Below are 25,376 nucleotides of genomic sequence, written 5' to 3' on the forward strand. Positions count from 1 at the left end.
ATAAGTTATGGCTGAAAATGGTGTCCAAGATAGAGTCAAGCTAGTTTTTTCTGACATTTTAGACATCGATCTTCAAACAATTTCAGATGATCTTGGCCCTGATAACTGTGACAGTTGGGATTCTATGAATAATTTACGACTCATTACCGCTTTAGAAGAGGAATTTAGCATTAGCTTTTCCATGGAAGAAATCTCATCAATGGTCGATATAAGCCGGGTATTCGAGCTAATTGAGAGCAAAAGCTAGATTAACCCAGCATTAACCTTAGAATTGACCAATATATAAATATCTTCAAGGAATATGCTTAAATGAAAGCGAGTAAAATTGTTCGTAGATTTTTAGTTCCGTCACCTGTTATCACGCTATTTTATCTGGTTAAGTCTGGCGCAAAAATCAGCCCGAAAGCTGAGGTTGAGCTCAGCTCCTTTTTTACAATTGGTCGCCAATCGGTAATAAGTTCATTTACCAAGATTAAAGCATCTGAAGGACCATTGAAGATTGGTTCAAATGTTTCTATTTCAACAGGATGCTTTATCAGTTCACATACGGGTGGACTTGAAATTGGTGATTACTGCTTAATTGGTCCAAATGTAACCATAGTAGGTAATAATTATAACTATAGTAAAATTGATGTTCCCTTAGAACAACAAGGAATCATATCTAAGGGAATTAAGATTGGTAAGAATGTTTGGCTAGGTGCGGGGGTATGTGTTCTCGATGGAGCCACAATCGAAGATAATTGTATTATCACTCCTAATTCAGTTGTCTCATCCAATATTCCCGCTGGTGCGATCGCAAGTGGGCAACCAGCTAAGGTTATTTTTAAGCGTAGGTAGTTTTCTAAAGAGAAGTTGCTGATTTATTTATTAAATCTATCTTCATTTCTATTATTTTTTATGCGATATTATAGTTCTCATGTTAGTGATAATAAACCAGGAAGTTATTTAAACAAAGCATCATTAAAATCCACTAAATATGAATAATTAACATCAAGTTTCTTTGTTCTCTAAGCTTTAAATATGTGCTCATCTAGCATAAAAAATACTAGTCCTATTTTTATCTTCGGATCTGCACGGTCAGGGACGTCTTTACTGAGTCGGATTATTAATTCTCATCCTAGGATTTCAGTTCCATTTGAATCTCATTTATACGACACTTTCTATCCCTGGCTTAAGTATTATGGCGATTTGAATCTCTCTAAAAATCGAGAACGCTTAGTCGATGATATTTTAAGTATTGAATGTATGAGAGACTGGAGTCCAAGACCTGATCGAGAATGTGTTTTAGCAGAAATTTCACAAAATAACTTTGCTGGGATCGTAGATGGATTAATTCGATCATGGTCAATCAGCCAGGGAAAAAAAGATGGGGGGAAAAAACACCAGCCCATGCTTTCTTTTGGCGTGAGATTTTGAGTGACTTTCCCAAGTGCAAGATTATTCATATTGTACGCGATGGTCGTGACTCATCCTTGTCATTAAAAAATGCTCGTTTTGGCCCTAAGCATTATTATCATTTAGCAAAAGCATGGGTTAAATATTTAAAAGTTATTGAAGCCTTAAAATCTGAAGTCAGTCGTGACTCTTTTTACGAGGTACGTTACGAAGACTTATTGTCTAATACTGACCATAAGTCTAGAGAAATATGCGATTTTATTGAGGAAGATTTTTCTGAAGAAATGCTCAGTTTTTATACTAATAGAAATCCATATCCAACTGATAAAGACAATCTTAGAAATCTAGCAAAGCCCATCATATCTAGCAATTCCAATAAATGGAAGAGTAGTATGTCTCCTCGCGATCTGAGGATCTTTGAGTCAGTTGCTGGTCCTTACTTAGAGGCATATGGCTATGAAACAGTCATGAGTCATCCTAACATCTCCTCTATCGAGGAGGTATTAATTAAGTATTTTGAGCATCCTCCTAAGAAGATTTTATCTATGATCAAGAATAGAAAAGGCCATATTGATGGCTTGCGTAGGCTAGCCATTTATACTCGTCTTGTTATTACTCAATAGTGTTATGCCCTTCATAAATCACGATTGAGTTATTGAAACATTGAATTTTTAAAATATATGCTAAATAACAAGCATGAGTAAGTTCGTTAAGGGCGCTGGTATTTCATTTATTGGGCAACTTGGAAGCACTGGCTTAAAATATCTCACCCAAGTCACTCTAGCCTGGATTTTTGGAGCTGAAGTGTTTGGTTTATACACACTGGGGCTCGTTTTTTATCAATTTTGCGACTTGTTCGCCCGATTAGGCTTGGAGTTTGGGGCTGTACGTTATGTTGCTATTAGCACGACTGCCGAAAGTCGACCCAAGTTAAAGGGGGTATTACTGACCGTACTGGGTCTCCCGTTTATGTTCGGGTGTGTTCTTGGAGGCATGCTCTTTTATTCCTCTAGTTTGATTGCCACCGATATTTTCCAAAAACCAGCCTTAGCTGTTGTTCTACAAGTATTTTCACTCGCTATCCCTGTTGGAGCCAGCATGACTACAGGATCGTTTGCAACAACAGGGTTTCAAACGACTTTATATAGAGTCTTGGTATTTGACTTAATTGTACCCTTCACCAATCTACTCTTCGCTACTTGCTTAGGGTTAATCGGGTTCAGACTCTTTGGAGCATCTTTAGCTTGGTTAATCGCATTAATAGTGGGTTTAATACTGATCTTTTATTTTATTTATAATCTGTTCCCAGATATAACTTCAAGCAAAGTAAAGCCCGCCTTTAACCTAAAAGAAATTATCAGTTTTTCTTTACCATTATCTTTTGGGACATTTGTTTGGCTACTCTTAATTTGGACTGATATTTTGATGCTGGGCTACTATAACAGTGCATCAGCAGTTGGGATTTATCGAGCTGCTTCACAAACTGCTTTTTTGATGATCCTGTTTGATCGTTCTCTTATTACAATTTTTGCTCCTACAATTGCAAATCTATTTAACCAAGAAAAGTTATCAGAGGCTAATCAACTCTATAAAACCTCTACTCGTTGGAATTTTATCCTAACTTTTCCGCTGTTTATTATACTCACCATTTCTAGCCAACATATACTCAAAATTTATGGTTCTGATTTTCAAGCTGCATGGATTATTCTAATTATCTTGGCGACTGGACAATTAACAAGATCAGGGGGCGGCGGCGTATGCATGCATATGTTAGCCATGTCCGGACATCAATACTTAAAGCTATATGGTGATATTGCTTTAGCCATTACCAACATTACGCTTAATTTTTTGCTTATTCCCCTGTGGGGACCGCTAGGAGCATCGATCGCTACTGCATCTAGTATGGCTGGAATTAATTTGGTACGTGTGATTCAAGTCAAGTATGTTTTAGGAGTTTATCCATATTCGCTGCGTGATTTCAAAATCATCATTTGCGGTGTAGTTACTGCTATATCTGGTTACTTAATCCAGTATTTTTTGCATGATATTTCTTATTTACTGATAATTGCAATATCTGCACTTATTATGATATTTATATATACTTCTATGCTATTTCTTACAGCGCTGAATGAAGATGATAAGCGACTTATCAATCAGTATAAAGTTAAGATTAATAAATTCATAAAAGCTTAAATATATCCAGAAAGCACTATTAGTATAAAAGCTAGCCAAGAACAGCAAGTTTTGATAGGGATAGGGCCTTATACTTTAACGAGTTATTGTGTGATATAACTTCACTCGTTTGTAAGCCTCAACAGATCTTTGGATTAATGTTAAATGGCTGTGGAAAAAGACTAAAAAGCTTTGATTCGTTCGCTGCATACATTGAGCCAGTAGCATAGAATGAAGCGAAGATTACCAGAGATTGAGCGTTTTAGCCATATCATTAAACCCTAGCTTTGATCACGCCAAAGTGTTTTTACTGGTAGATTATAATCATAATTCCAAGGTTGCAGCATATCTCATCAACATCACCCAAAACGCTATTTCTTCATGGGTAGCTGACTTTTAGCGATGACTAAAACGTACATAATCAAGCTTAGCATTCCAGTTCTGGGGCTAGAATCATGCTTTGTCAAAGTAGTCGTAATACCAATTCACTTATTGAGTGACCTTTATAGTCAAAGCATCCAAGATATAAGAATATCCCGTTAGAGAAGCCACCACCTTCTGGGAGAGGGTATTGATATGCTCAAATAAAGCGGTCTCCAGTGCCCCAATAGAATCAAAGTTTTTGCCTTTGAAAGGCTTTCTTAGGTCCTGCCATAATCGCTCTGCCGGATTGAGTTCTGGACTATGAGACGGCTGTACAATCGGCAACACATTCTCAGGCCATCGAACCCAAGTCGCCATATGGGCTGCGGCTTGATCTATTTGCATCAGATTGAGACTCTGGGGAAACGCCAAGCTGAATTGCTCCAGGAAGCGCTCAAAACAAACACTATCGAGATGAGAAAACCGATAGAAGAAACTGTCTCCTGTGAGAGGTTCGACAGCGCCATAGAGCCAGAAAGCCTCTCGGGGCCACTGTACCGTCACCACAGGTTTGACACCCCGCAACGTTAGAACCCGACCCGTGAGTGTCTTGAGTCCCCAGCGGCTTTCATCCATGCACCAGTAGCGCACTGGGTGTCCTTGGGCAAAATAGCGGGTCATTACCTCAATCACACGAGGAAGTTTTTTAATAGGCTTGTTGTTGAGCTTCCTCTGTCTTGCGTGAGCGAGGTCGAGGAACTTTGAGCTTGGCTTTGAGCCGATAATGCACGGTTTGATGAACCGTTTTGTAGGGTACGTCTAATCCACACTCATCTAAAAGCCATTGTTGAATCGCCCCGTAGCTCTCAAAGCCCCTGGGGTCAGCTAGACGAGCTTTCAGCTTTTCGAGGACCTCTCCACCAATCATGGGGGGCTTCCCAGGAGAGGTAGGAATCTCCAGCATTGCCTGTAATCCCCCTGATTTATAGAGTTTGATCCAGCGATACACCGTGGATTCCCCTCGTCCGGTCAGGGTTGCCAACTCCATGCGAGTGGTGACTTGACCACTTTTGAGCCAGTAGAGGGCTTGCAAGCGTTCTTTGCGACGACCGGAGGATTGTTGACGTAATAAACGTTTGAGTGTGTCTTCACTTTCACAGATATCAATTCGTAAGGGTCTGGGCATGAGGGATAAGTATCAGCAACGCGCTACTCCCATAATACAAGTCACACATATATGGAATTGGTATAAGTCATGAATAGCCTGAGTTAAGTGGTCTTTTCTATCTTTAGCCGTTCAATGTTACAAACACTTTTAAGAATATTCTGTTACTAGCTCAATTACAAAGATTCAATACCTGTAAAGTTCCTGAACCATGAGTCCACGTATTTCTAACTCCACCAGAAATGTTTCGGTACTACAGCTTTAGTGTCATTCGTCGATTTTTTTACTGAATTACTTGCTTAGGAGACTGGCGCTATCAATTTACCAGCTAAGTTTAAATTTCATAATAAAGTCGAGTTTCAATCCCCTAGCTTTCTTCGTCCATTCTAGTGCGTTTGAAATCAGGGATTATTGCTGAATGTGTAGAAAAATATTAATTATTGGGAACACTAACTTAATAATACCAAAATTAACGCTCTATTAAAAGAGTACGAGATTACTTCTGGATGATTTATTAGGGAGTAGTCATTCGATAGTTATTTTTAGGCAAAATAACTTTAATTATTCCAGGTTTTTTACTTAAGCAACAAATCAAATATCTTTCAGAAAACTATGGTCAATATACTGTTTGTCGCCGACAAATTAGCACTAGGAAATGCCACAATTCATGGGGTAACTCAATTATTCTCTTGGTGGATTCCCAATTTTGACCCTGACAAGTATCAAATCACTCTTTGCACATTCAAGGGGAAAGATAAAGCTGGAGAATATTTAGAGAAAAGTGGTATAAAGGTTATTTATTTTAATCGGTCTAAGTTCAGCCCTGCGATTTTTTTCGATCTTCTACAGACGATAAAAGCTCATAATATTAACATTCTCCATTTACATGGATATGGCGCTTGTACTTATGGCAGGCTAGCGAGCATGCTCACTCATATTCCAGCCGTGGTTCATGAACATATGGTTGATGAAAGCATGCCGCCATACTTTAAACTTTTAGACTATTTACTATCTCGATGGACAGAGCGAGGAATAGCCATTTCTGATGCGGTTGCTAAATTTATGGAAACCTCCAGACATATTCCATCTCATTTAGTTGATGTTATTCCCAACGGCATCCCTTTAGAGAAATTTGAAAATATAGACTCACACCAAGCCAGTTCATGGAAAGATGAATTCTCAATTTCTAACGAACATCAGCTTGTCGGCATTGTCGGTAGATTAAATCCCATTAAAGGCCATCGCTTTTTTCTAGAGGCTGCCTCTATTGTGCTGCAATCTTATCCAAACATTCGCTTCCTAGTTGTAGGCGATGGAGATTTACGGACTGAGCTACAAGAACAAGCTGAACGCTTGGGTATTACAGACTCAGTAATTTTCACAGGTTTTCGGTCTGATGCATTTTCCATTATCTCGGCTATGGATATTTTGGTAATCTCTTCATTATCCGAAGGTGGACCGCTGACACTCTTTGAGGCAATGGCAGCTGGAACAGCCGTGATCGCCACTAATGTTATTGGGCTAAGTCATTTCGTCAAACCTGGAGAATCAGGTTATCTAGTCCCTTCTCAGGATTCTGAAGCCTTGGCAAACAGGATCTTAGAACTTGTCCAAGATCAGGAGCTTTGTGAAAAGATGGGGCATGTCGCAAAATCCATGATTCAGAAGCAGGATAATAAAAGTACTGTAAAAGCAATCGAGCAATGCTATGAGGCAGTGCTTCAAAGCTCGACAAAGTCACGGAATTTGCCAGACCAAACATTAGCTCATCAAATTTCCATGAGAAGCTAGTTTTCTATTAGCATCATCATCTAGATAATAGACAATTACTCTAGAAATCACTTATGTTTCTCACTGCCAGTATGTTTCTCACTGCAATAAACTAATTCATTAAAAATCTAGTCCGGAATTTATCAGCGAACAGTTGATGGAATTTTTTTCGTCTATTACCAGGTAACAAAAAAATAAAATCATCATTCAGCCTACTAACTTGATGAGGATCATCACCCACCCGATTACAAGGCTTCCCATCAATAAATCCCCAGTAGCTACATGCATAGCCAGCATCTTTGGCAAGTTTTACAGCCAATGGACTCCCAACATAATATGGAAAACATAACTGGTTGACATCGTTATTCTGAAGCTTTTCTTGTATCAATTGTTTGGAGGATATTAGATCAGTATATATTCCTTGTTCTAACTCATCTTGAGTTTCATAATACCCCTTAGCACCATATTTATTTTCAAAATCCTTGACGACTTTCAATAAAGACTTTCGCCAGTTTTTCTGGCCAAAAAATTCCACTCCTCCATGATTACTGACAAAATTCGTACAGCATAGCCGAAGTCTTTCATCATCAAGATATCTCTTCTTGCCACTCATTCTAGGGGTATATTCATATATTGGCGTTCCCAGTTGGAGTTGTCTATCCCATATATCCTGTCCATTACTTCTCACAATTGGCACATTATGATGACCCATAGCGTAGTCAAAATCAGGACTAAGAAAATCAACTATCTTGGGTGACGTATAAACCTGAGAGTGATATAGAGTATGCGATTGAAAATCAAATACGCTAGATTGATACATCTCAGAAATTTCTTCCCATGTACAGTATGGCTCAGCCGATAACTCGCGTTCTATTAACGAGTTATAGCCAATTTTTCCAGACCATACATCTTCCAAATTATGGTGTCTTTGCGCACCTGAGTTTATCACTCCAGGAATTAGAAAACAGGTCGCATGCATGCCATATTTTTTGAGCAGGGGATAGGCAAAGGTCCATAAACTTCCCCAACCATCATCAAATGTCAAAAGAACTGAGCGCTCTGGCATCGGTTTTTGAGCCAAGATAATACTTAAAAAGTCTGCAGCTTTGAGTGTTTGATAGTTGTTTTCATATAAATATTCAAGTCTTTGTTCAAAGACATCAGGCTTGACCGAATGAAAGGTAAAAACAGGTATCTCATTTATAATCTCAGCCTCACTATCAAATACAAAGCGAGGGTATGATCCTTTGAAGTAAGCTTTGACTTCTGGAATATTTTTTCTATATATATTTTTTAGTTTCAGAGATGTTGCACTAAGATTCATTAGTTCATTAATTTAAGATATAAGTGAATACTTACATTCAAGACTCAACAAGGTATTGAGTAGCTATCAACTATCAAACTTGAATCACTTGATATAGTAGAAGCATCTGAGCAATCGACATTATTAAATTGAGGCGTTGCTACTTTAGATTAGCAAATTAAAAATAACTGTGGCTAGTGATCGTTATGTTGTCGTACTATGCTAATCAATTTAGTTAATACTTCTGACTTTCGTTTATGCATGGAGTCAGCCAATACATCACTACTTCAATTGTTTTACCAGCATCAGAGCAATCTTTCTGCTCGGATTATGCCATTCTATCAAGCTATTTGATTCTGCAGATATTGAGCTAGCCAACCTTTAAGCTCACCGAGTAGAACAATAGAAGGTGTCATTGTATATGATGAAATTCTTTACTCTCACCTAGAATCTGAGGTGTTCAATGACTGTCTACTGGTGCAATATCAAATTTTGGAACTTCTCATTAATACTGTCATAAATATTTGAGGCAAAGTGTAAGGATATCAGTGGCGATGACTCATACTAATTTCATCAATAAATATGGCCATATGGACACCAATTGACTTTATTCAATGCACATCATCACATACTAAAGCGAAGTATGTAACTCATGTCTGAAGGAAATAGACCGTGCACTTTCTGATCTCAGCCAGCCATTGCATCGTCTAAGGTAATCCTCAATAGAAATTTCAACACTCATAACATGGGCAACTATCGACGATCTAACGCTTGTATGGCAAAGTGAGGCTGTTTACAGTACCCAACGGTTAAAACCTACGACGTCACTAGCTGATCTTCTTAGGCTCATTGCTGAGAGACATCTTGCGAGGTGAAGCTTTTCACTGTCATGTAGTTTATAGAAATAGTTCCACACTTACGGATTTTTAAGATTATGCTGCTTTTCAATTGTTGTAAGCATATCTTCTTATCAACCCAATTTGAAGCTATCCAGATTGAGGAGCATAGCAGACTTAAGAACAGTTGGCATCTTTTTTGATCTTCAATACATAAATTCTTATATTTCTAGCAATTCAGAGGCAACTTTTTTGAAGTCTATACGCAAGATATTTCAAGCTATCGATTTTTCATATTTTTTTACTTTTCTCAGTGAAGCTACTTTAGGGATTACGTTTTTACTTTACATTTTTATTGCGCGCGTTGTTGGCCCAGGGCAATATGGTATTTTCTCAGCAGCAGCTTCCCTAGGCGGGATATTGGCTTTTTTTACACAGTTTGGCTTTTCGGCTTTAATCAATCGTGAGGTTGCTAATAATCCTAAAGAAGGGACAAAAAACACCTATTTATATTTATTTATTGAATCACTTAATTCCTTATTTATCTTACTACTGCTTTTACCGTTATCGATTGTTCTTGGGTTTCAAGACAAAGGTATCCTAATTTGTTTTTGCCTCACTATTTCTGAAATTTGTAGGGGTGCAAAACAGACTGTCAGAGGTGTATATCGTGGCAACTCTCAATATAAATCTGAGACTATCTTGCTTGCATCTGAGAGAATCATTTTAGGAATAATTGCTAGTCTAGTATTAGTAATCTCTAAGGATTTATTTTTCGTCACTGCTGCCTTTGCTGGCGTACGCATTATTGATTTATTCGTAGTAATATTTATTTTAAGTCGACAATTTACTTTATTGTCAGCCATAAACTCGCAAACCGTTTGGAATGCTGTCAAAAAAGCCTATCCTTTTGCGCTTACAGGGATTCTATGGGTCGTATACTATCAAATCGATCTATTAATGCTCAATACTTTATCAACGTCCGAGCAAGTAGGTTACTATAGTGCATCATATAGAATTTTTGAAATCTTCTTAACTCTACCCAGAATTATTTTCCTGGTATCTTTTACAAAACTAGCTCGTCATAACTTCAATGACAAGCCAAAACTCTCTACAGAGTTATTCAATTCAGTTATCTTACTAATTGTATTCGTTTTACCTTTTATTATTGCGGCTGGTTTACTATCTGTTCCATTAGTCAATATAATTTATGGAAGCAGTTTCTATGCAGCAATTCCATCTTTAGTCATCCTTCTGCCTAGCTTAGGGATAAAAATGTTTGGAACGTTAATTCAATATTTTTTTGAAGCAACTAAGCGGGAAAAAATTTTACCGCCGCTTCTTTTAACAACTGTTATTTTCAACATTAGTGCGAATGCAATTCTTATCCCACTATGGGGTGCTCTCGGTGCAGCCTTAGCAACACTAATTAGTGAATTTATTTTCACTATATTTGGATCAACGATGCTGATTCGAATCAAATTTCAAAGAATTGGTTTCACCATACTCTACATCGCACTTTTATGTCTATTAGTCTCATTAATCCCTTCACTGATTTTTTATAAAGTCAATATTTATCTTTGTATTGCAAGTTTTGCTATATGTGTATTGCTTATCGCTGTGATCACCAGAAAATACAAGAAATCATCCATTAAACCAAGAACACTTTGAATGTATTAGAGAAATTGCTATCACTCTTATACGTGTTCAGTAAAAACAAGAAGACTTTCCACATCATGATGAGTCAGATCATGGCTGTACTCAATCATCTGACTCATTATTAGAACTACGGGCTATAGTAATTCCAAGTCAACTTACTACGCCGATAATATTCGTTTTCCCAGAGGGATGGGCGATCTGGGCGAGGGTTAGGTGCAGGATTTTGATAAATTCTGAGCTCTTGGTGATTCATAACTACTAACTCTTCTCGCCAATCTCCTGTCACATCCGCAATATATAAACGATCTGCTACTGTTTGAAATTTATCAACAAACTCTCCAGTCAAAGGCTTAAATAAACCGACATCTCCCGATTCATGTCTTTCTTTCGCTGCTGCTAATTGCTTTGGCTCCCCTGTCCAGTGAATAGGGACAATCACTTCTACACCTTTAGTTGTCCAACCCTTCGGTGCTACATTTTCAATCTTATAAATGTCGATTAGTTTGCCCGTCGAATCAAAAACAAATGGTCTTTGGTCTTTGTAGCGGCTACGACACCAAATCTCTAAACCAGGCTTCTCCAGATCAAAATCCCCAACAGCTGCATTTTGTGGTTCTTGATTTTTATAATCGGCTTGCCAAAATAATTCTTTAGTATTGTATAGAAAGATACGATTATCTCCACCCTCCTCCAATGCAACGACTTCTAAGCCAGATGAGTCAGGTTTAACATCTGCTATAAATACTGAGTCTATATGGGGAGCATTTTGCAATTTTATTGGTAGTTGAAATACAATCTCTCCTAATGAATTGACGATATTACCGCCAATCACTTCATCCTTTCCATCACCATCTAAATCGACAACTCTCGCACCATTATGGGCAGGGCTATGGAAATCATTTTGGACCCAAAGTGGCTTGGGTTTCTCAGTCTTGATTAATTCTTCTATTGAATAAGCTGCTAGGTGCTTACCCAAACGATAGTTGGTATTAGTAGTAGCTTGCAGTAGGAGATCTTTATCTCCCTCACCTCTAAAATTTACTACAACTAAATGCTCCCAGCGCTGTACCTTTTTGGGCACATTTAATTGGACAATCTTTTTTGACTTTCCATTTTCACCGTCGACAATATGGAGTTTATTATCTGATGACAAAAATAATACTTCTATTTTTTGATCTGAATCAACATCAGCGACTTGAAGCCCTGGAGCATGAAGGCCCGGAAGACCTTGAGCCTCTGCTTTTTCTGTAACATGTATATCGACTTTCTTGTCCCACAGCTTTTTACCTGTGCTGTCAAAAACAGAAATCTGATTCTTTTGAGTAATAAGATAATCTCGCTGATCATCATTATTTAAATCATAAGCAATTAATCCACCAGAACCATCTTCAAATTCAGGCAAGTCTAATGGAATACGGATAGGCTCTATACCTGAGTATGGTATATTCTTGCTCTTTAAATTTTCAGATTCACATCCTTGTAAAACAACCAAAAATAAAATCAGAGATAAAATTTTGTGAGTATGCTTTATCAATATTTTTACCTCTTTCTTTAAAGATATTTTGCGCATGCATATGCATAACTATGCTTGCCAGACTTGAAACTGTTTAGTATCAAAAAACTTTCAAGTATTAGCACTATATGATACACCTCAGTACAGGATAAAAGCTTGAGAGAGGCGATAGAGGTAGGGTTTCACTAGAATTACCGCTGTTCAAATGAACTCCATGATTCAATATAACGACCTCAACAGTAGCCTCTACCCCCACCTGAATTTGTCCGCTTATCCTTTTTCGTCTTATGCTTAGCGGCTTGGTCCAACGTCAAAATCGGTAATCGGAGAGAATTAGCACTGTTTCTTGAAGGAAATACCCACTCTGACTCCAAGAATCTGCCTCCCAGTGAAAACATTAGCAACTTTCTTGTGAGAATTTGACAATGAGACCATCGCCAAGCTCGTCATCAATGGAATTCCAAGGCCACAGCCACGGGTGCTGTGGATTAACCACACGATCGGGACATTTGGCACTTATTCCTACAACATTCAGAGTATTGAGGTTGTTCATGAAGAAGTTGCTTTTTCTCTGCTGCTGTGGGTGTCCAAGAAGCAAGACAATTCTAATCCTGACGGAGTAATGCGGTTGGTTGAGCATTTGTAGGGTAGCTTCTGCATATCTGGCCATGCCTGTATGATGACCGCAAGTTCATTGGTCAAACATGAATACGACATGGGATTCGCAAGACCTGAACTCGTAATCACCACAAGTTCTTGCAAGCCTTTCTATTTGTATCGTGTACCTCATTTAACCATACATTCATAAACGTTCTATTGATCTAACCTGTTCACTTTATATCTTCTGTAGATATCAGCTCTAATGAGTCTAGGACATGGATCAGAAATATTATCCACACAGTAAAATAACCTGAAATTACTCCAGTCTCTGATCAAAGATCAAAGGTTATATCTATCCACAACTCACTATTTTTAAGGTATTAAAGTGCAAAACAGGATTTATTTTTATCTTTCAGAATCTTATCAATCTAGTATTTAACAGGGATGGAGCTTCTTAAACTCCTATTAATAACTGAAGTGTATGAGGGATAGCGACGGTTCTAATCAAAGCTTAGGTTCCAAAAGATCTATTGAGGAACTTTTGAAGATTTATGGCGTCTAACTGTTTGTATTTTTGCTGAAGAAGATAAATATGGCTCACTGTTTTTAGCCTTTTTAGGATGAAGTTCGATAACGGATAAATTCTCATCTAAACTTCACGGAGTTTTCACAGAAGCTTACTACTATCGTACTCATGTTGGTATTTGGTACTATTCCTAAATTTCATTTTTAGTGATTAGTATCATGTATCCTACATAACTTCTTGCCTCACCCTATTGTCCTCATGGCTAACTAGCATAGGCAATATTCCTCGGTGAGTCTGACGCAAAGTTTCATTCAGTTTTTCGCAGGTACGCAGCTAATGGCAGTATCAACCCCCGTCACTCCGCACTCTCTTTCAAATAACGTTACGTCCCTCTATGAAGCTCGCAGTTTATGCTTAAGACCGGGCCAAGTCGTTCCACAGCAATCTGATCATCTCTGGCACATTGAGTTAGGCTTGGTACGCACCCTTACTTGGAATGAAGAAGGTGATTTAGTCACTCTTGGACTGTGGGGAGCCGGCGATTCTGTAGGTCGCTTGTTGTCTGAGGTCGCTCCTTTCCAGATGGAATGCTTAAGCGCGGTAGAGGTGAAGCCCTTGCCTTTGGCAGGTCAGGATTTGGGGGTGGTGATGCGATCGCACCTCCGCTACATGGAAGAACTCTTCAGCATCATCAGCTATAAGCGGGCACCTCAAAGGTTATTGCGCTTTTTGGATTGGCTAGGCGATCGGTTTGGCCGCCAGGTCGATCAGGGACGAATCCTAGATTTGGGATTAACTCATCAGCTCTTAGCTGAGATTACAGGCATCACCCGCGTCACCGCCACTCGTCTGCTCAATGAATTCGAGCGGGAAGGTAAGCTGTTGCGCCTGCCCAAGCAACAAATGCTGCTGCAGTTCAACTCAGGGCATCCCGATCGAGTGACCAGCATGGCCCGACATCGCGCTAGAGGGAAACGCAACACCTAATTGAGTAGGGCGGTTAGCTGGCTGACTTGTTCAGCCATGCCTTGATCTAGCCGTTGCAGACGATCGGTCTCTTGCTCTAGCTGAATGTCTTGAGTCTCTTTTTGGGTGACCAAATAGGTGAGTTCCGTTTGGCGAGCCAGAATATCATCGTTCAATCGCTGAATAATCTCAGTTTCGTGGGTATTAAAGCAAGACTCGACAGCTTCATACACTGCCTGCTGCTGCTCTTGGGCAATTTGGGGCAGACATTTGGCAAATTCTTGGCGAGTGGTGGTCAGGAAGGTCTGACGAACATATTCAGCTTGCCCTGCCACTAGACCTGCGCCCGCAACAATCACTAGAAACACATTCAAAGCCATGGCTGAAAACAAAAAGCCAACCATTTGAATCACCAAGGTGACGCAGAGGGAGGTAAACACCGCCTGCATCACCCGTCGCCAAAAGGGGCTTAAACGACCCACCACCCCATTCAGGGAGTTGGGAATGGCATCCAAGACTTCAAAGACGGTGTCGGTCCAGGTTTCAGCATCATTATAGGGATGTCCTGATGCCCCATAGGACTGGCCCAACAGCTTGGCATTAATCACCTCCACCACTTGGGTATAGGTGGCCTGATATTGGTCGGCAACGGCTTGCACCTGAGCAAAAGCCGTGTCTAATTGCTGGGTCGCCTGCATTTCCCACTCCGCCAATTTATCCGTGAGGTAGCGTTCAAAGGCTCGCTTAAAGGATTCATGGAACTTGGCCCGGTTCTGTTTGTTGAGGAAGTCTAAAAACTCTAGATCGGGCTGGGAGGCCACAAAGTCCGTTTCAAAGGTTTTTTCCAGCTGCAGCATATAGGCCCGAAATGAATCGGCAATGGATTGGGCTTCGCGATCGCGGATTTGGCGAATTTCGGTCTGAAAGTCCGTGGAGACGGTTGCGAGCTGATCGAACTCACTTTGGACGGAAGCAACTTTCGCCTTCAGGTTACCGATATCCTCGTCTAACAAGGGAATCCGCCGTTCAACCGCTTCATGGACATGGGCCGCCACGGCCCGAGCTTGATGCACGGCATGATTTAACTCAGCATTGGTGCGCTCGCGGGTTAAAAACTGGGTGAGGGCATCGAGAAATGCGGGTATACCCGTTTCGTCTAGGGAGGCTTTGGGGTCGTGGAGTTGTGACCTTAACGCGGGCAACGCTGAAATTTCAAAGACCCGCTGTTGATAGCGATCTTCGCCATTGACTGAACAGTAGGGGGAGAGGTGGGTTTGAAAAACTTGTCGGAGCTTTGCTTCTGCCTCGGTCAAGGCACTTTTATCCTCTGGATCGAGCAGACTGGTTTTCACTTTATCCCAGGCATTGAGGAGAAAGAAAATCGTTAGTCCTCGGTTCTGGAGAAAGTTGCGGAGGTAACGCCGCTCATCGAGGGTGCAAGGCTGGGTGGTATTGAGGACAAATAACACCGCATGACAGTCGTTGAGATAGTTGAGGACTAGCTCGTTACGGGCTTCTGTATCGTTTAAGCCAGGGGTATCGACGATTTCAATTCCTTTGGCTAAGAGAGGCAGGGGATACTCGATCACCGCATGACTGACATTGGGAAAGGCTTGCTCATCCTTATCCTGTAGCGCTTTGGATTCGGACGGGTCGATGGTGTATTTCCATTTGAAGGTGGCGACATCAATCTGCTGGGGTGGGGTGTCATCACGAAAATAAATGGTGACTTGCTTCTGGGGGCCATATTTGAGAACGCTCAAAATGGCGGTACAAGGGTTGACATCGCTGGGCAGCAGTCGTTCTCCCAAAATGGCATTGATCAGGGTACTTTTGCCACGTTTGAGATCGCCCAAGACTACTAACCGAAAGACGCCTTGCCGCAGATGATCACTAGCGGTTTTAACCAAGGTGATCTGGCGATCAAAGCCTAAAGATCCTGAAGCCTTGGTACCGTCCAGTTCCGATTGAATCAGCCCCTGAGACATGTGATCTAAATGATCGGCAACCTGCTCGCGAACACGGCGAACTTGGTCAAAATCATCTAAATATCCCGCAGGTGGGGAGGCGTTGACAGGATTGCTCATGGATTGGCGGTTGAAAGGACTGAAGTCTGAGATAGCGAGCGCTGACCGTACCATCATAGCGACAGCCAATGGCTGATGGCGCTACCGACTCTCAGTATTCCCAGGTGGGGAGTGATGCGAGACCGCAGTGAGGGAGAACACGCGCAGGATCGGATCGCGAGGCTAGACTAACGCCAGTTGAATCTATCCATTGAGGGCAAATGAAGCAGTCTCTGTTTTTTGTTGGTTTTTGCTTGTTGATGACTTGTGCAGGATGCGGTGGATCGAACGATCCTCAGGTCAATGTGACTGCAGCGATTGCTGACCATCTCCAAACTCAGCCCGGTCAACCCCTCGATTTAGCGACCCTTGGCTCGGATAAGTGGCAAAAGATTTGTGTGTTGAATCCCTATACGGTCAATACAGAAGGGGCAGAGATTTTAGGGTTCGACTGGGATTTTGAAAGTCAATCGTCGATTAAAGAAAATGATGGGATTGCTTTGTTGGTGTTTGTAAAGGATCAATCGGTGGTGGCTTTTGCCGAACATCCTAGGCACAAAGGAGATTTCACCAGCTTAAAACCAGCTTGCCTCAATCGAGATGATGCCGTGGTTATACCCAAAAAAGGGACTAAGGATTGGATCTCTTTTGTGAAGGACAAATAATTGACTGGGAAGTAGGGTTAATCAGTACCGCTTGGACTGCATCAGCCCATACGATAGAGACCTCAACTTTCCCTAAAGGATGCCAATCTAAACGGGAAAGTTTAATGTGTTGCTTGACATATTCTTATATCAGAATATATTGTGAGTATGGCACGGACCAAAACAACCTTTGACCCTTTTAATGCAATTGCAGAACCGAAACGGCGAGCCCTAATTGAAGCGCTGGTCGGTCAGGAACTGACGGTGAATCAGATTGTGGAGCGGATGGGATGGAGCCAGCCGATGGTTTCAAAGCACTTGGGTGTTTTGAAGCAGGTGGGGTTGGTTTCGGAACGGAAGGAGGGCCGATATCGGGTCTATAGGGTCAATGCCGATCAGTTGAAACCAATACAAGAGTGGGTGATCCAGTTTGAGCAGTTTTGGAGTGACAGTCTGGATCACCTGGAAACCTATTTAGACGAAATCCAAGCAAACGAGGTGAATGATGAGTAATTCCCATGCGATTCATGCTGAACCATTGCGACTCACTCGTGAGCTGAAGGCACCGAGGCAGTTGGTGTTTGAGGCTTGGACGCAACCAGAACATTTACAAAACTGGATGTTCCCAAAGCAGGGATTTGCTTGTGAGTATGTGTCTGTGGATATCCGAGCGGGCGGGTCTTCGCTACATAAAATGACGACGCCGAGCGGATATGAGATGTGGTTGCTGACTCAATATGAAGTAGTCAGTCCACCAGACCGTTTGGTGTTTAGGCAGTATAGTTCTAATACAGCGGGTGAGATTGTACCAAATACTCAAATCTCTAACTGGCCGCCAGAAATCAGGGCAACGGTGACGTTGGAGGAAGTGGGTGACAAGACGAAGTTGGCGTTTATCTGGGAACCAATTAATCCAACGGCTGAGGAAGCTGAGGCGTTTGAAGCTGCGCGTGATCAACATGGCCAAGGCTGGGGGGGTGGTCTGAACCAGCTCGAACTGTATCTTGGCAACGTATCCAAACAGTAGGTTCATGTTCACCTGCGATCTGAAACATGATGCGTCAAATTTTCGATTTGATCCGACGCTCTGAGATAAACATCATCAAACAAAAGGAGTATCAGATCAAGTCGAAAGTTTGACAGCTAAATAGAGAGATGAAACTTACAATTCACGGGACTGCCTTGTGCTGCAATCTACAAGTCTTTGTGCAAGAAAAGTAGCCCAGCCAACGAGCCAATGCCCCCCGCCCCGGCCGACTGACAACACAACAGCCGGAAATTCTCCAGGAAGAGTCTTATTTATATCGAAGGTCAAGTCTGGGTATGCTCGCCAATTGCCATTACTTCTCCAACCAACACGATCACCAAACTTTTCCCACTTATCATTGTAAATTGTAGGGCTTCCACATTCTTCCCAAATTTTTTTTTGCACACTGAAACCCCATTTACCCTTGCTGTATTGCACCCACAATTGATCAACCATTTGCAGGTCTTCACAAGGAAAAGTTTTAAGGTCATTTTCACTCAACAATTGTCCATCTTCTTTCCCCACCGTGGTAATCATCAAGCGATAGGTTTCTTGATCGGCTTCATACCACTGTTGATTTTTTAGAAGTTGTTCTAAGGTTGCATAACGAGAATTTTCTACTTGGGGGGTGAGTTGTTGGAAAGCAGCTAACTCATCTGCGGTTAAATCCAGCCGCTTCGTCGTGTCTTGCTGAATGGTATAGGCCAAATCAATAGCTTCTTGATGCAAGGCTTCTCGAATGAGTGGTGTGGGATTGACCTGCGAGGCATAGAGCAAAATGGTCTGTTTCCACCAGTCATTTTTGAGGTGTTCATATAGAAATGCTTCTTGCTTGCCCTCAGCAATTTGCTTTGCTGCTAAGTACTCTTGCAAACTGAGATGTGCAAATTCGAATTCACCTGGCTCCCGCTCCACTAGAAGTTCACTAATCTGTACTACTTGCGCCAAAAAATCCTTAGATTGAACTGTTTCTTGTTGTTGTGCCAAATAAGTATCGATACAATCCACTAAGACAGAGCGATCCAAACGCTCTTCATGGGCTTCCATCATGGATAAAGCCAACCGTTGCAATATAAGCTGGGCTTCGCAATTGATTAAACAAGTCTCCAGTTTCCGTGCCCCCGGTCGATCTCGAAGCTGGAGTATACAAATTTCTCGGTAGAGTTCAACTCGGCGCTTGGGTAACTCCATTCCTGGGAATCGCCGATGGAACGTCACAATCATATTCAGCAACAGCGGATTTTTAGCTAAATCTTTTAGCTCTTGCCGCGCTTCAATTTGGGTTAGCAGTTCCTCGGCGGCATCTTGCGCATCTTTCTGAACGTCAGGGGTTGTATCCCCACCCCTGGCATAGCGCTCTTGACACAAATACCAATGCTCTACAAAATCGCGGCGTTGAGATTCATTAAAGTCTTGCACCCATAGACGGGTCGAAAGTTCCAGACGGTCGGCAGGTTCCTGCTCGTTATAGGCTTTAGGACGGGAAGTGACGATAAATACTGATTTGCTGTAATGGCGCATCTGGTCATTAATCCATCGAGCCACTGCCGGACGCTGCCCAGAGGCCACCTCATCAAAGCCATCCAGCATCACCACCGCTTTTCCTTGACGGAGCTGTTTCTGAACCCAATCCTCCGGTAAGTCAGCTAGCTTGTCAGAGTCTGGTAAATCTGGAATGTGATGGTTTTTAATCAACTCAAGCAGAGTCGGTGGTTGCTCCTGAGCGAGACGGTCTCGATGTTTCCGCAACACTAGCAAAAATGGTACTCGTCGCGGAACGCCATACTTGCCCTGTTGATCCATCCCATAGGTATGGGCAATATGTTTAAGCAAAGTCGTTTTGCCATACCCACCCCAGGCCAACACCACAATTTGTCGGAAGGTTAATTCTTGATCCGTCTTGCCAAGTAAGTCCCAAATTTTGTGTCCACAAACTCCATCACGAGCAGACTTTTCAAGGTGCTGTTCAGGGAACTTCCGCCAACCTGCTGGTAAGGAGCTAGCGTCCAACTCTAAAGGAACATAAATTTCTTCCAACAGGGGCATAAAAATACCATCATGTTGCACCACCCCTTCAGATTTCTGACGACGGCAAGCCCAAGCTTGACATCGATAATACTGTTCTTCTACGCCACTAACTTTAGCAATGCCATGATCAATCGCTTTATTGGCGGCTTCTCCTGCTTTTGTTAGGCGATCTTGATTGCCCTTATGAACTGGGTTAAGCAGACTGGCTCCATAGGAAATTCCCAAACCAATCACTCCAGACGCCAAGGCTTTGGGAATATCACTATCTTTGAACAGGGACCAAAACGCACCTGCTCCACCTACCGTCACCCCACCTGTCCGTACTGCTTTAACCACAACATCCGCAATCTGGTCGCTGAGAGAAACCTTAGCTTTAGGTTTTGAAGTAGGTTTGTCAGTCTTGGTCATGGCTCTGGAAATATGGCGCTGCCTTTAGTACAGGACAGAACTTTTATCAGCTAGCTAGGGGTATGTTTTTAAGGAGAGCACGACCCCTCACAGCTAGATCCAATGTTTTTCTAGTCAACAGTCTCAATTATGCTACATTAGCCCCCTAAATCCCCCATTCTGGGGGACTTTAATCCTATAGCTAGGCAGGAGCATAAAGCCCAAAATCTTCAACATATTTCCCTCAAATCTGATTGTGAATATCTGTGAAAAAAACAGGTGAAGTCCCCCACTGGCAGGGGATTTAGGGGACCAGTGCAATGGAGAAAGCTATAGACATAATCACCTCAAATCCCTCATTCTGGAGACTTTGATTGTCGATCAAGGCTTTGCTCACTCGCATATCGGATTTGCTGAAGTACCTGATCTAGGTGGTGCATAACGTCTGAGTTCTGGAATCGGATCACTCGGAAACCAAGCTGGTTGAATTGCTCGGTACGGGCTTCATCATACTCCACCTGCTGATTGTGGATGTCGCCGTCTAGCTCAATCACTAATCGGCATTGGGGACAGTAAAAATCGACAATGAACGAACCAATGGCGTGTTGACAGCGGAATTTCAGGCCGCTGAGTTGACGTTTTTGCAGTGCTTTCCACAGCTTTTGTTCGGCAGGCGTCAGATTGAGTCTGAGTCTTCGCGCGGCGGCAACGACGGCTGGGGTCATGCCGCGAATACGGTGGCGCTGCATCTGCTTCTCTCGCATCGTGTTACCCCTAACCCTATCTCCCATCTCGGAGAATCATAAATCTCAAGGTCCCCCAGAATGGGGGATTCAGGGGGCGAATGCAGAGTTAAATTGGGCTTCCAAAACAACTTCTCAACCCGGCTTATGATGACGACAGAGGGTGATGGCTTCAATGTTTGTCCTATAACTGAGGACACTTCTCAATCGTATTGAACAATCAACTCCAACCCCTTTGCTCCCCTCAGCCGAAACGCATGCAAAACAATTGGATCCTTCAACTCCAACTCCGCAGTCGGATCATAATCCTCAAAATAAGCTGCAGCAGGCGCATCCCCATCCAAAAACTGAATCACCGCATCTTCCCCAAACCGTTGCTTCGCCACCGCCAAACAATCCTTCATCAACAACGACGGCGTAATCATCGAGCCTACATACGCCTTCGTTTCCTCATCAAACACCCGAATCCCCCGCGCCACCGACTGGGTCTCATGCAGCATAAACGGGCCACCCCGCTTATACTCCCCTCGCTCCAACACCGCCTCAATATCCTCCGGCTTACGAATCACCCCATGGGTATCAATCGTCACCATCGCCACATCCGGTTGGGCCTCCAGCTGCTCTAGCTCCTTGCGAATTTGCCCCTTGATATCATCCAGCCGCTCATTACTCGTCTTCCCTTCCCCTTCCAAATCGCTGAAATCCAGATAAGCCGACCGCCCATCTGCATAGGTCACCAGCCCCGACAACAAAATATTGGGGGCAGATTGCCCTGAAATCTTAGACGAACGGTAGATCGGCAGCTCCGTTTGCCCCGCGTTCTTCGGTAACCGATTGGGATTGAAATAGACATAACTGAGGGGAATCGCTTCCTTCTTTTTGGTAAAGCCCTTGAAGGTCGTACCAAAAATTCCCAGCACCTTGCCCCCCGTGCTCTCAATTTCCGCCTTCACCGTCTTATAGCTGTGATCCGGCAAGAGGGGCATAATCACCGTGCCCGGTTTGCGCTCAAACACAATCGCCGGACCCTGACCATACCAGTTCAGTGGCGTATCCGTCAGTACCGATTTACCTTCCACCTTGGTCCGACCAGGAACAGGATAGGTTAAATATTCTCGACCGTTATTATCAAGGGCAAACTGGGGTTCATTGCCACGATACTGAAGGGGCGCAACATCAACAGTTTTAATCACCTTTTTCCAGTTGAAGTCATAGTCGTAAAAGGAAAGCTGAAACACCTTGCTCATGGGCACCGCAGGCTTCGAGGCTAAAGACTCATACTCGATGGGCATTGCTTCTAACCGAAAGGCATCGGGTTCGGAAGCTGTCTTACGCAACAGGGTACAGTTCACCAACAGAGACGAGCAACCGATCAGCCCCATCAGTTTCACAGATTGAGCAATATTCACCATACAAGCAGCTTTACACTCACACGTTAACGGCGGGACTGATCATGATCAAACAGTCCCATCAGTGGACCTAGCAAGGCCCCAAACACAAAGCCCCCGGCATGAGCCCAATAGGCTACCCCGCCCATATTCATGGGGGCATTGAGGCTAGCGACGCTATTAAAAGCTTGCTGGGCAAACCAGAATCCTAAAAAGAACACGGCAGGCAGATTAACCGTCCACCAGAAAAACCCTAAGGGAATTAGGGTTAAGACCTCCGCTTTGGGGAAGCGAATAATATAGGCCCCCATCACCCCTGCAATTGCACCACTGGCCCCTAAAGACGGAATTTCAGAATTGACGCTAAAAAACCATTGACTGAGGGCCGCTAAAGCTCCACAGCTGAGGTAAAACACCAGATATTTGACATGGCCCAGTTTGTCCTCAATATTATTCCCGAACACCCACAGGAACAGCATATTCCCGGCAATATGCAAAATTCCCCCGTGCAGGAACTGAGAGGTAAACAAAGTAATCCAGGCGGGATGAGGCAAGGTCGTGGGTTCTCCTTGGAAACTCGCGGTCAATTCTCGGGGAACCACCGCCCACAAGCGGAAAAAGGCGTCTAGTTCTGGCCCCAAGCGCAACTCATGCAGGAAGACGACAATATTGAGGGCAATCAGAACATAGGTAACAAAGGGTGTAATTCGAGTGGGGTTATTATCGCGTAGGGGTACCACAGTTTTTTTTGATCGATTCCACTAAAAGTGCACTATTCTCTACATGGGGCCAAGTCGCTCTCCTGAGCTAAGCGATGGGTCTGACCAGGATTAGCGATTTCAGGAGCATAGGCTCTAAAAACCGGACAGGGCATGACAGAGCAGGCAGCAGCACAGACACAACCCCTTCAGTTCATGTTAGCGGATACCGATCCGATCTTTCGGGTCGGGTTAAAAGCTTGCCTAGACGCCGTAGCCGATATTCAGGTTGTCGCTGAAGCCGACGATCCAGCTCAAGTTTTACAGCTGTTCTCAACGCCATTGGCAGAAGAGGCCAGCCCAGAGGTCGATCCACAATCTCTGGATTTGCTGATTCTCGATATCAGTCGGGTCGGGGATACCGAAGCGAATGGCCTCCTCTGTCAACAGCTAAAGGGGCGCTATCCCAATCTGGCCCTGTTTGTTTTATCGGCAACCATCGACCCCAATCAGCTCACCAAACTGTGGCAAGTCGGCGTTGAAGGCTTTTGTCGGAAAGGCAGTGTCGATACCCCCACCTTAATCCAGCAATTTCGGCGAACCAGTCAAGGCCAGCGGGTTTGGGACGCCGCTCAGAAGGCCCAGGCTCAGATCGTGCCGCAGCCTGATGCCCCGCCGCCGATGGTCACTCAAAATGTGACCGCCTTTACCCTGTTGCGGCAGGTGTTTATGCAAACGGGGTTAAAGCAAATTGAGCAAACCCTAGAGCAGCTGCAAGCTCGCCGCCAAGGGGAAGCCTTAACCCAATGGCAACGCGCTGTAAATGAAGGGCGAGAGCGAGAATTACAATCCGTGCGCTGGCTGGTGCGCCAGTATATGGAGCGCCAGAGTGGTGCCGCTGAGGAAGACGCCCCCGCAGAACCAGAAGAACCTGCTTTTTCTTGGGCCAATGTCGATCCCTGGGAAACCGATGAGTTAGCGGTCCCCTCGCGGGTTACGGAAGTGAGTGACGGGGGGGACCTCGCTGCTCAGCCAGACATCACCACCGTACTGATGGATGGGTTGCTGGCTAAGCTCCCCACTAGCCTCTCCAATCGCACCCAAGATCCGTTAGAAATTGATATTCTCAAGGCCCAAAAGCGCCAGGATTTATTTCTGATTGTGTTGAAGCAATTTGAAACCGTGGTGGAAGAGTTGCGCTATGCCCAGGTGACGCGATCTCAACTGGTAACCAAACGCTCCAAACTCCTGCAAGACCTATGGATGGGGGCCACCGCCGATTTTTTTGGTAAGTATTTGACCATCCCGTTATCTCCAGCAGTCAACACCCAGGGCTTAGAAGATATCGAAATTGTCAGTGTGCTCCAGCAAGACCAAACCATTGTCGAAGCAGAGATCCTCAATAAAATTCCCCTGGTAACGGAACTGCTGGATCATCTCCTGTTTAAAGCGCCTTTACTGGTTGACAATACCTTGTCCGCCGTGGGTTCTCCTGAAGCCATGCTCCAGGCAGAAGCTCTGCTGAGTAACCTCGTGGTCAGTGTGGCCAATGGTGTGCTGCAGCCATTGCTGAATCGCTTTGCCACCAATGAAGCGATTAAACAAAGCTTCTACGACCGTTCTTTAATTTCTACCCGTGATATTGAGCGGTTTCGCAATGCCCTCTCTAATCACTACCGGTCTCGACGCCTGTTCAAAGAGCCTACTGATATTTTCGAAAGTCAGTATAGGTTAATCGTGTTTAGTGAGGCGGGGATGCAGAAAATTTCCGTTTATGCTTCCCGCGATCAGGAACTCAAGCAGCTCCAGGGCATCCGGTTTTTTGTGACCTTGGCTTTAGAGGGGAGAGATGCGATCGCACCGCCACTACAGGCCACCTTCACCTTCCTCGGTCGAGGAGTGGTTTATATCCTCACTCAAGTGATTGGCCGAGGCTTAGGTTTAATTGGTCGCGGCATCTTACAAGGGGTCGGCGGCACCTGGCAAGACATTTTCGTCAGCCGCAAAAGCCATCAAGAAAAATAACCTCCGGTCCGTAGATTCACGATCGCAATCCCTGAATATTCTCTTGGAATCGGTATATTCACTCTTCTCACTCCCAGAGACCAGTGACTAAGATCGAAGCTC

At 43.4% G+C, this 25,376-nt stretch carries 21 protein-coding genes; 13 read left to right on the top strand and 8 right to left on the bottom strand.

The annotated features are described in order from the left end of the window. The first annotated feature begins 7 nt into the window (after positions 1-7). The 5 genes from AM1_RS12250 (at position 8) to AM1_RS12265 (ending at position 3,588) form a co-directional block, all read left to right on the top strand. A complete protein-coding gene (locus tag AM1_RS12250; RefSeq protein WP_012163157.1) occupies positions 8-247 on the top strand; it encodes an acyl carrier protein in 240 nt (79 codons plus the stop codon). A gap of 62 nt (positions 248-309) precedes the next feature. After that, positions 310-837 (top strand): acyltransferase, encoded by a 528-nt coding sequence (locus AM1_RS12255; RefSeq protein ID WP_012163158.1) that lies wholly within the window; start codon positions 310-312, stop codon positions 835-837. A gap of 183 nt (positions 838-1,020) precedes the next feature. Continuing rightward, positions 1,021-1,416, top strand: a complete 396-nt coding sequence (locus AM1_RS44440; protein WP_071819948.1) for a sulfotransferase — start codon at positions 1,021-1,023, stop codon at positions 1,414-1,416. Further along, positions 1,341-2,018: a sulfotransferase family protein gene (locus tag AM1_RS12260; RefSeq protein ID WP_012163159.1), complete on the top strand. Its 678-nt coding sequence runs from the start codon at positions 1,341-1,343 to the stop codon at positions 2,016-2,018. The genes AM1_RS44440 and AM1_RS12260 overlap by 76 nt, the downstream gene beginning before the upstream one ends. A gap of 73 nt (positions 2,019-2,091) precedes the next feature. Next, positions 2,092-3,588: an oligosaccharide flippase family protein gene (locus AM1_RS12265; RefSeq protein ID WP_012163160.1), complete on the top strand. Its 1,497-nt coding sequence runs from the start codon at positions 2,092-2,094 to the stop codon at positions 3,586-3,588. A 468-nt stretch (positions 3,589-4,056) separates the two neighbouring features. Here AM1_RS12265 and AM1_RS39820 read toward each other — a convergent pair. Beyond that, a protein-coding gene (locus AM1_RS39820) for an IS630-like element ISAcma28 family transposase (protein WP_076611764.1) occupies positions 4,057-5,116 on the bottom strand; the annotation gives its coding sequence in 2 pieces (ribosomal slippage) (positions 4,057-4,638 and positions 4,640-5,116; 1,059 coding nt in all). A 591-nt stretch (positions 5,117-5,707) separates the two neighbouring features. On the opposite strand from AM1_RS39820, the gene AM1_RS12280 reads away from it, so the two are divergent. Further along, a complete protein-coding gene (locus AM1_RS12280) occupies positions 5,708-6,886 on the top strand; it encodes a glycosyltransferase (protein WP_049783722.1) in 1,179 nt (392 codons plus the stop codon). A 91-nt stretch (positions 6,887-6,977) separates the two neighbouring features. On the opposite strand, the gene AM1_RS12285 is transcribed toward AM1_RS12280, so the two are convergent. Beyond that, positions 6,978-8,189, bottom strand: a complete 1,212-nt coding sequence (locus AM1_RS12285) for a polysaccharide deacetylase family protein (RefSeq protein ID WP_012163162.1) — start codon at positions 8,187-8,189, stop codon at positions 6,978-6,980. A gap of 1,067 nt (positions 8,190-9,256) precedes the next feature. Here AM1_RS12285 and AM1_RS12290 point away from each other — a divergent pair. Continuing rightward, positions 9,257-10,675 carry an oligosaccharide flippase family protein gene (locus AM1_RS12290; protein WP_012163164.1) on the top strand — a complete coding sequence of 473 codons (1,419 nt, stop codon included), beginning with the start codon at positions 9,257-9,259 and terminating at the stop codon, positions 10,673-10,675. 115 nt (positions 10,676-10,790) lie between these two features. On the opposite strand, the gene AM1_RS12295 is transcribed toward AM1_RS12290, so the two are convergent. Continuing rightward, complete coding sequence (locus AM1_RS12295) at positions 10,791-12,233, bottom strand: rhamnogalacturonan lyase family protein (protein WP_012163165.1); 1,443 nt, start codon at positions 12,231-12,233, stop codon at positions 10,791-10,793. A gap of 421 nt (positions 12,234-12,654) precedes the next feature. Here AM1_RS12295 and AM1_RS42155 point away from each other — a divergent pair, with 421 nt between their 5' ends. Together AM1_RS42155 and AM1_RS12305 are read left to right on the top strand one after the other, a co-directional pair. Next, positions 12,655-12,822 (top strand): hypothetical protein, encoded by a 168-nt coding sequence (locus AM1_RS42155; RefSeq protein WP_012163166.1) that lies wholly within the window; start codon positions 12,655-12,657, stop codon positions 12,820-12,822. An 816-nt stretch (positions 12,823-13,638) separates the two neighbouring features. Next, positions 13,639-14,289 (top strand): Crp/Fnr family transcriptional regulator, encoded by a 651-nt coding sequence (locus AM1_RS12305; protein WP_012163167.1) that lies wholly within the window; start codon positions 13,639-13,641, stop codon positions 14,287-14,289. Here AM1_RS12305 and AM1_RS12310 read toward each other — a convergent pair. Beyond that, a complete protein-coding gene (locus AM1_RS12310) occupies positions 14,286-16,355 on the bottom strand; it encodes a dynamin family protein (RefSeq protein ID WP_012163168.1) in 2,070 nt (689 codons plus the stop codon). The two genes, AM1_RS12305 and AM1_RS12310, sit on opposite strands and share 4 nt — an antisense overlap. Positions 16,356-16,555: 200 nt before the next feature. Between AM1_RS12310 and AM1_RS12315 the strand changes: the two genes are divergently transcribed. The 3 genes from AM1_RS12315 (at position 16,556) to AM1_RS12325 (ending at position 18,005) form a co-directional block, all read left to right on the top strand. Next, positions 16,556-16,999, top strand: coding sequence for a hypothetical protein (locus AM1_RS12315; protein ID WP_012163169.1), 444 nt, complete (start codon positions 16,556-16,558; stop codon positions 16,997-16,999). Positions 17,000-17,146: 147 nt separating this feature from the next. Next, positions 17,147-17,491, top strand: a complete 345-nt coding sequence (locus AM1_RS12320; protein WP_012163170.1) for an ArsR/SmtB family transcription factor — start codon at positions 17,147-17,149, stop codon at positions 17,489-17,491. Next, positions 17,481-18,005: an SRPBCC family protein gene (locus tag AM1_RS12325; protein ID WP_012163171.1), complete on the top strand. Its 525-nt coding sequence runs from the start codon at positions 17,481-17,483 to the stop codon at positions 18,003-18,005. Before AM1_RS12320 ends, AM1_RS12325 begins: the two co-directional genes overlap by 11 nt. A gap of 135 nt (positions 18,006-18,140) precedes the next feature. Here AM1_RS12325 and AM1_RS12330 read toward each other — a convergent pair whose 3' ends face one another. The 4 genes from AM1_RS12330 to AM1_RS12345 form a co-directional block, all read right to left on the bottom strand. Then, positions 18,141-20,441, bottom strand: coding sequence for a GUN4 domain-containing protein (locus tag AM1_RS12330; protein WP_012163172.1), 2,301 nt, complete (start codon positions 20,439-20,441; stop codon positions 18,141-18,143). A gap of 335 nt (positions 20,442-20,776) precedes the next feature. After that, positions 20,777-21,184 (bottom strand): endonuclease domain-containing protein, encoded by a 408-nt coding sequence (locus AM1_RS12335; RefSeq protein ID WP_012163173.1) that lies wholly within the window; start codon positions 21,182-21,184, stop codon positions 20,777-20,779. Positions 21,185-21,366: 182 nt separating this feature from the next. Then, positions 21,367-22,575 carry a hypothetical protein gene (locus AM1_RS12340; RefSeq protein ID WP_012163175.1) on the bottom strand — a complete coding sequence of 403 codons (1,209 nt, stop codon included), beginning with the start codon at positions 22,573-22,575 and terminating at the stop codon, positions 21,367-21,369. 23 nt (positions 22,576-22,598) lie between these two features. Next, complete coding sequence (locus AM1_RS12345) at positions 22,599-23,291, bottom strand: rhomboid family intramembrane serine protease (RefSeq protein WP_012163176.1); 693 nt, start codon at positions 23,289-23,291, stop codon at positions 22,599-22,601. 132 nt (positions 23,292-23,423) lie between these two features. On the opposite strand from AM1_RS12345, the gene AM1_RS12350 reads away from it, so the two are divergent. Then, positions 23,424-25,274 (top strand): DUF3685 domain-containing protein, encoded by a 1,851-nt coding sequence (locus AM1_RS12350; protein WP_012163177.1) that lies wholly within the window; start codon positions 23,424-23,426, stop codon positions 25,272-25,274. Positions 25,275-25,376 lie beyond the last annotated feature (102 nt).

The sequence above is a fragment of the Acaryochloris marina MBIC11017 genome, assembly GCF_000018105.1.
GTDB classification, from domain to species: Bacteria; Cyanobacteriota; Cyanobacteriia; order Thermosynechococcales; family Thermosynechococcaceae; genus Acaryochloris; species Acaryochloris marina.

Coding starts and splice junctions, on each gene's coding strand:
- AM1_RS12280 (WP_049783722.1), top strand. CDS start 5,708: ATGGTCAATATACTGTTTGTCGCCGACAAATTAGCACTAGGAAATGCC.
- AM1_RS12340 (WP_012163175.1), bottom strand. CDS start 22,575: ATGGTGAATATTGCTCAATCTGTGAAACTGATGGGGCTGATCGGTTGC.
- AM1_RS12285 (WP_012163162.1), bottom strand. CDS start 8,189: ATGAATCTTAGTGCAACATCTCTGAAACTAAAAAATATATATAGAAAA.
- AM1_RS12315 (WP_012163169.1), top strand. CDS start 16,556: ATGAAGCAGTCTCTGTTTTTTGTTGGTTTTTGCTTGTTGATGACTTGT.
- AM1_RS12310 (WP_012163168.1), bottom strand. CDS start 16,355: ATGAGCAATCCTGTCAACGCCTCCCCACCTGCGGGATATTTAGATGAT.
- AM1_RS12295 (WP_012163165.1), bottom strand. CDS start 12,233: ATGCGCAAAATATCTTTAAAGAAAGAGGTAAAAATATTGATAAAGCAT.
- AM1_RS12305 (WP_012163167.1), top strand. CDS start 13,639: ATGGCAGTATCAACCCCCGTCACTCCGCACTCTCTTTCAAATAACGTT.
- AM1_RS12265 (WP_012163160.1), top strand. CDS start 2,092: ATGAGTAAGTTCGTTAAGGGCGCTGGTATTTCATTTATTGGGCAACTT.
- AM1_RS44440 (WP_071819948.1), top strand. CDS start 1,021: ATGTGCTCATCTAGCATAAAAAATACTAGTCCTATTTTTATCTTCGGA.
- AM1_RS12325 (WP_012163171.1), top strand. CDS start 17,481: ATGATGAGTAATTCCCATGCGATTCATGCTGAACCATTGCGACTCACT.
- AM1_RS12255 (WP_012163158.1), top strand. CDS start 310: ATGAAAGCGAGTAAAATTGTTCGTAGATTTTTAGTTCCGTCACCTGTT.
- AM1_RS12330 (WP_012163172.1), bottom strand. CDS start 20,441: ATGACCAAGACTGACAAACCTACTTCAAAACCTAAAGCTAAGGTTTCT.
- AM1_RS12350 (WP_012163177.1), top strand. CDS start 23,424: ATGACAGAGCAGGCAGCAGCACAGACACAACCCCTTCAGTTCATGTTA.
- AM1_RS12335 (WP_012163173.1), bottom strand. CDS start 21,184: ATGCGAGAGAAGCAGATGCAGCGCCACCGTATTCGCGGCATGACCCCA.
- AM1_RS12250 (WP_012163157.1), top strand. CDS start 8: ATGGCTGAAAATGGTGTCCAAGATAGAGTCAAGCTAGTTTTTTCTGAC.
- AM1_RS12320 (WP_012163170.1), top strand. CDS start 17,147: ATGGCACGGACCAAAACAACCTTTGACCCTTTTAATGCAATTGCAGAA.
- AM1_RS12260 (WP_012163159.1), top strand. CDS start 1,341: ATGGTCAATCAGCCAGGGAAAAAAAGATGGGGGGAAAAAACACCAGCC.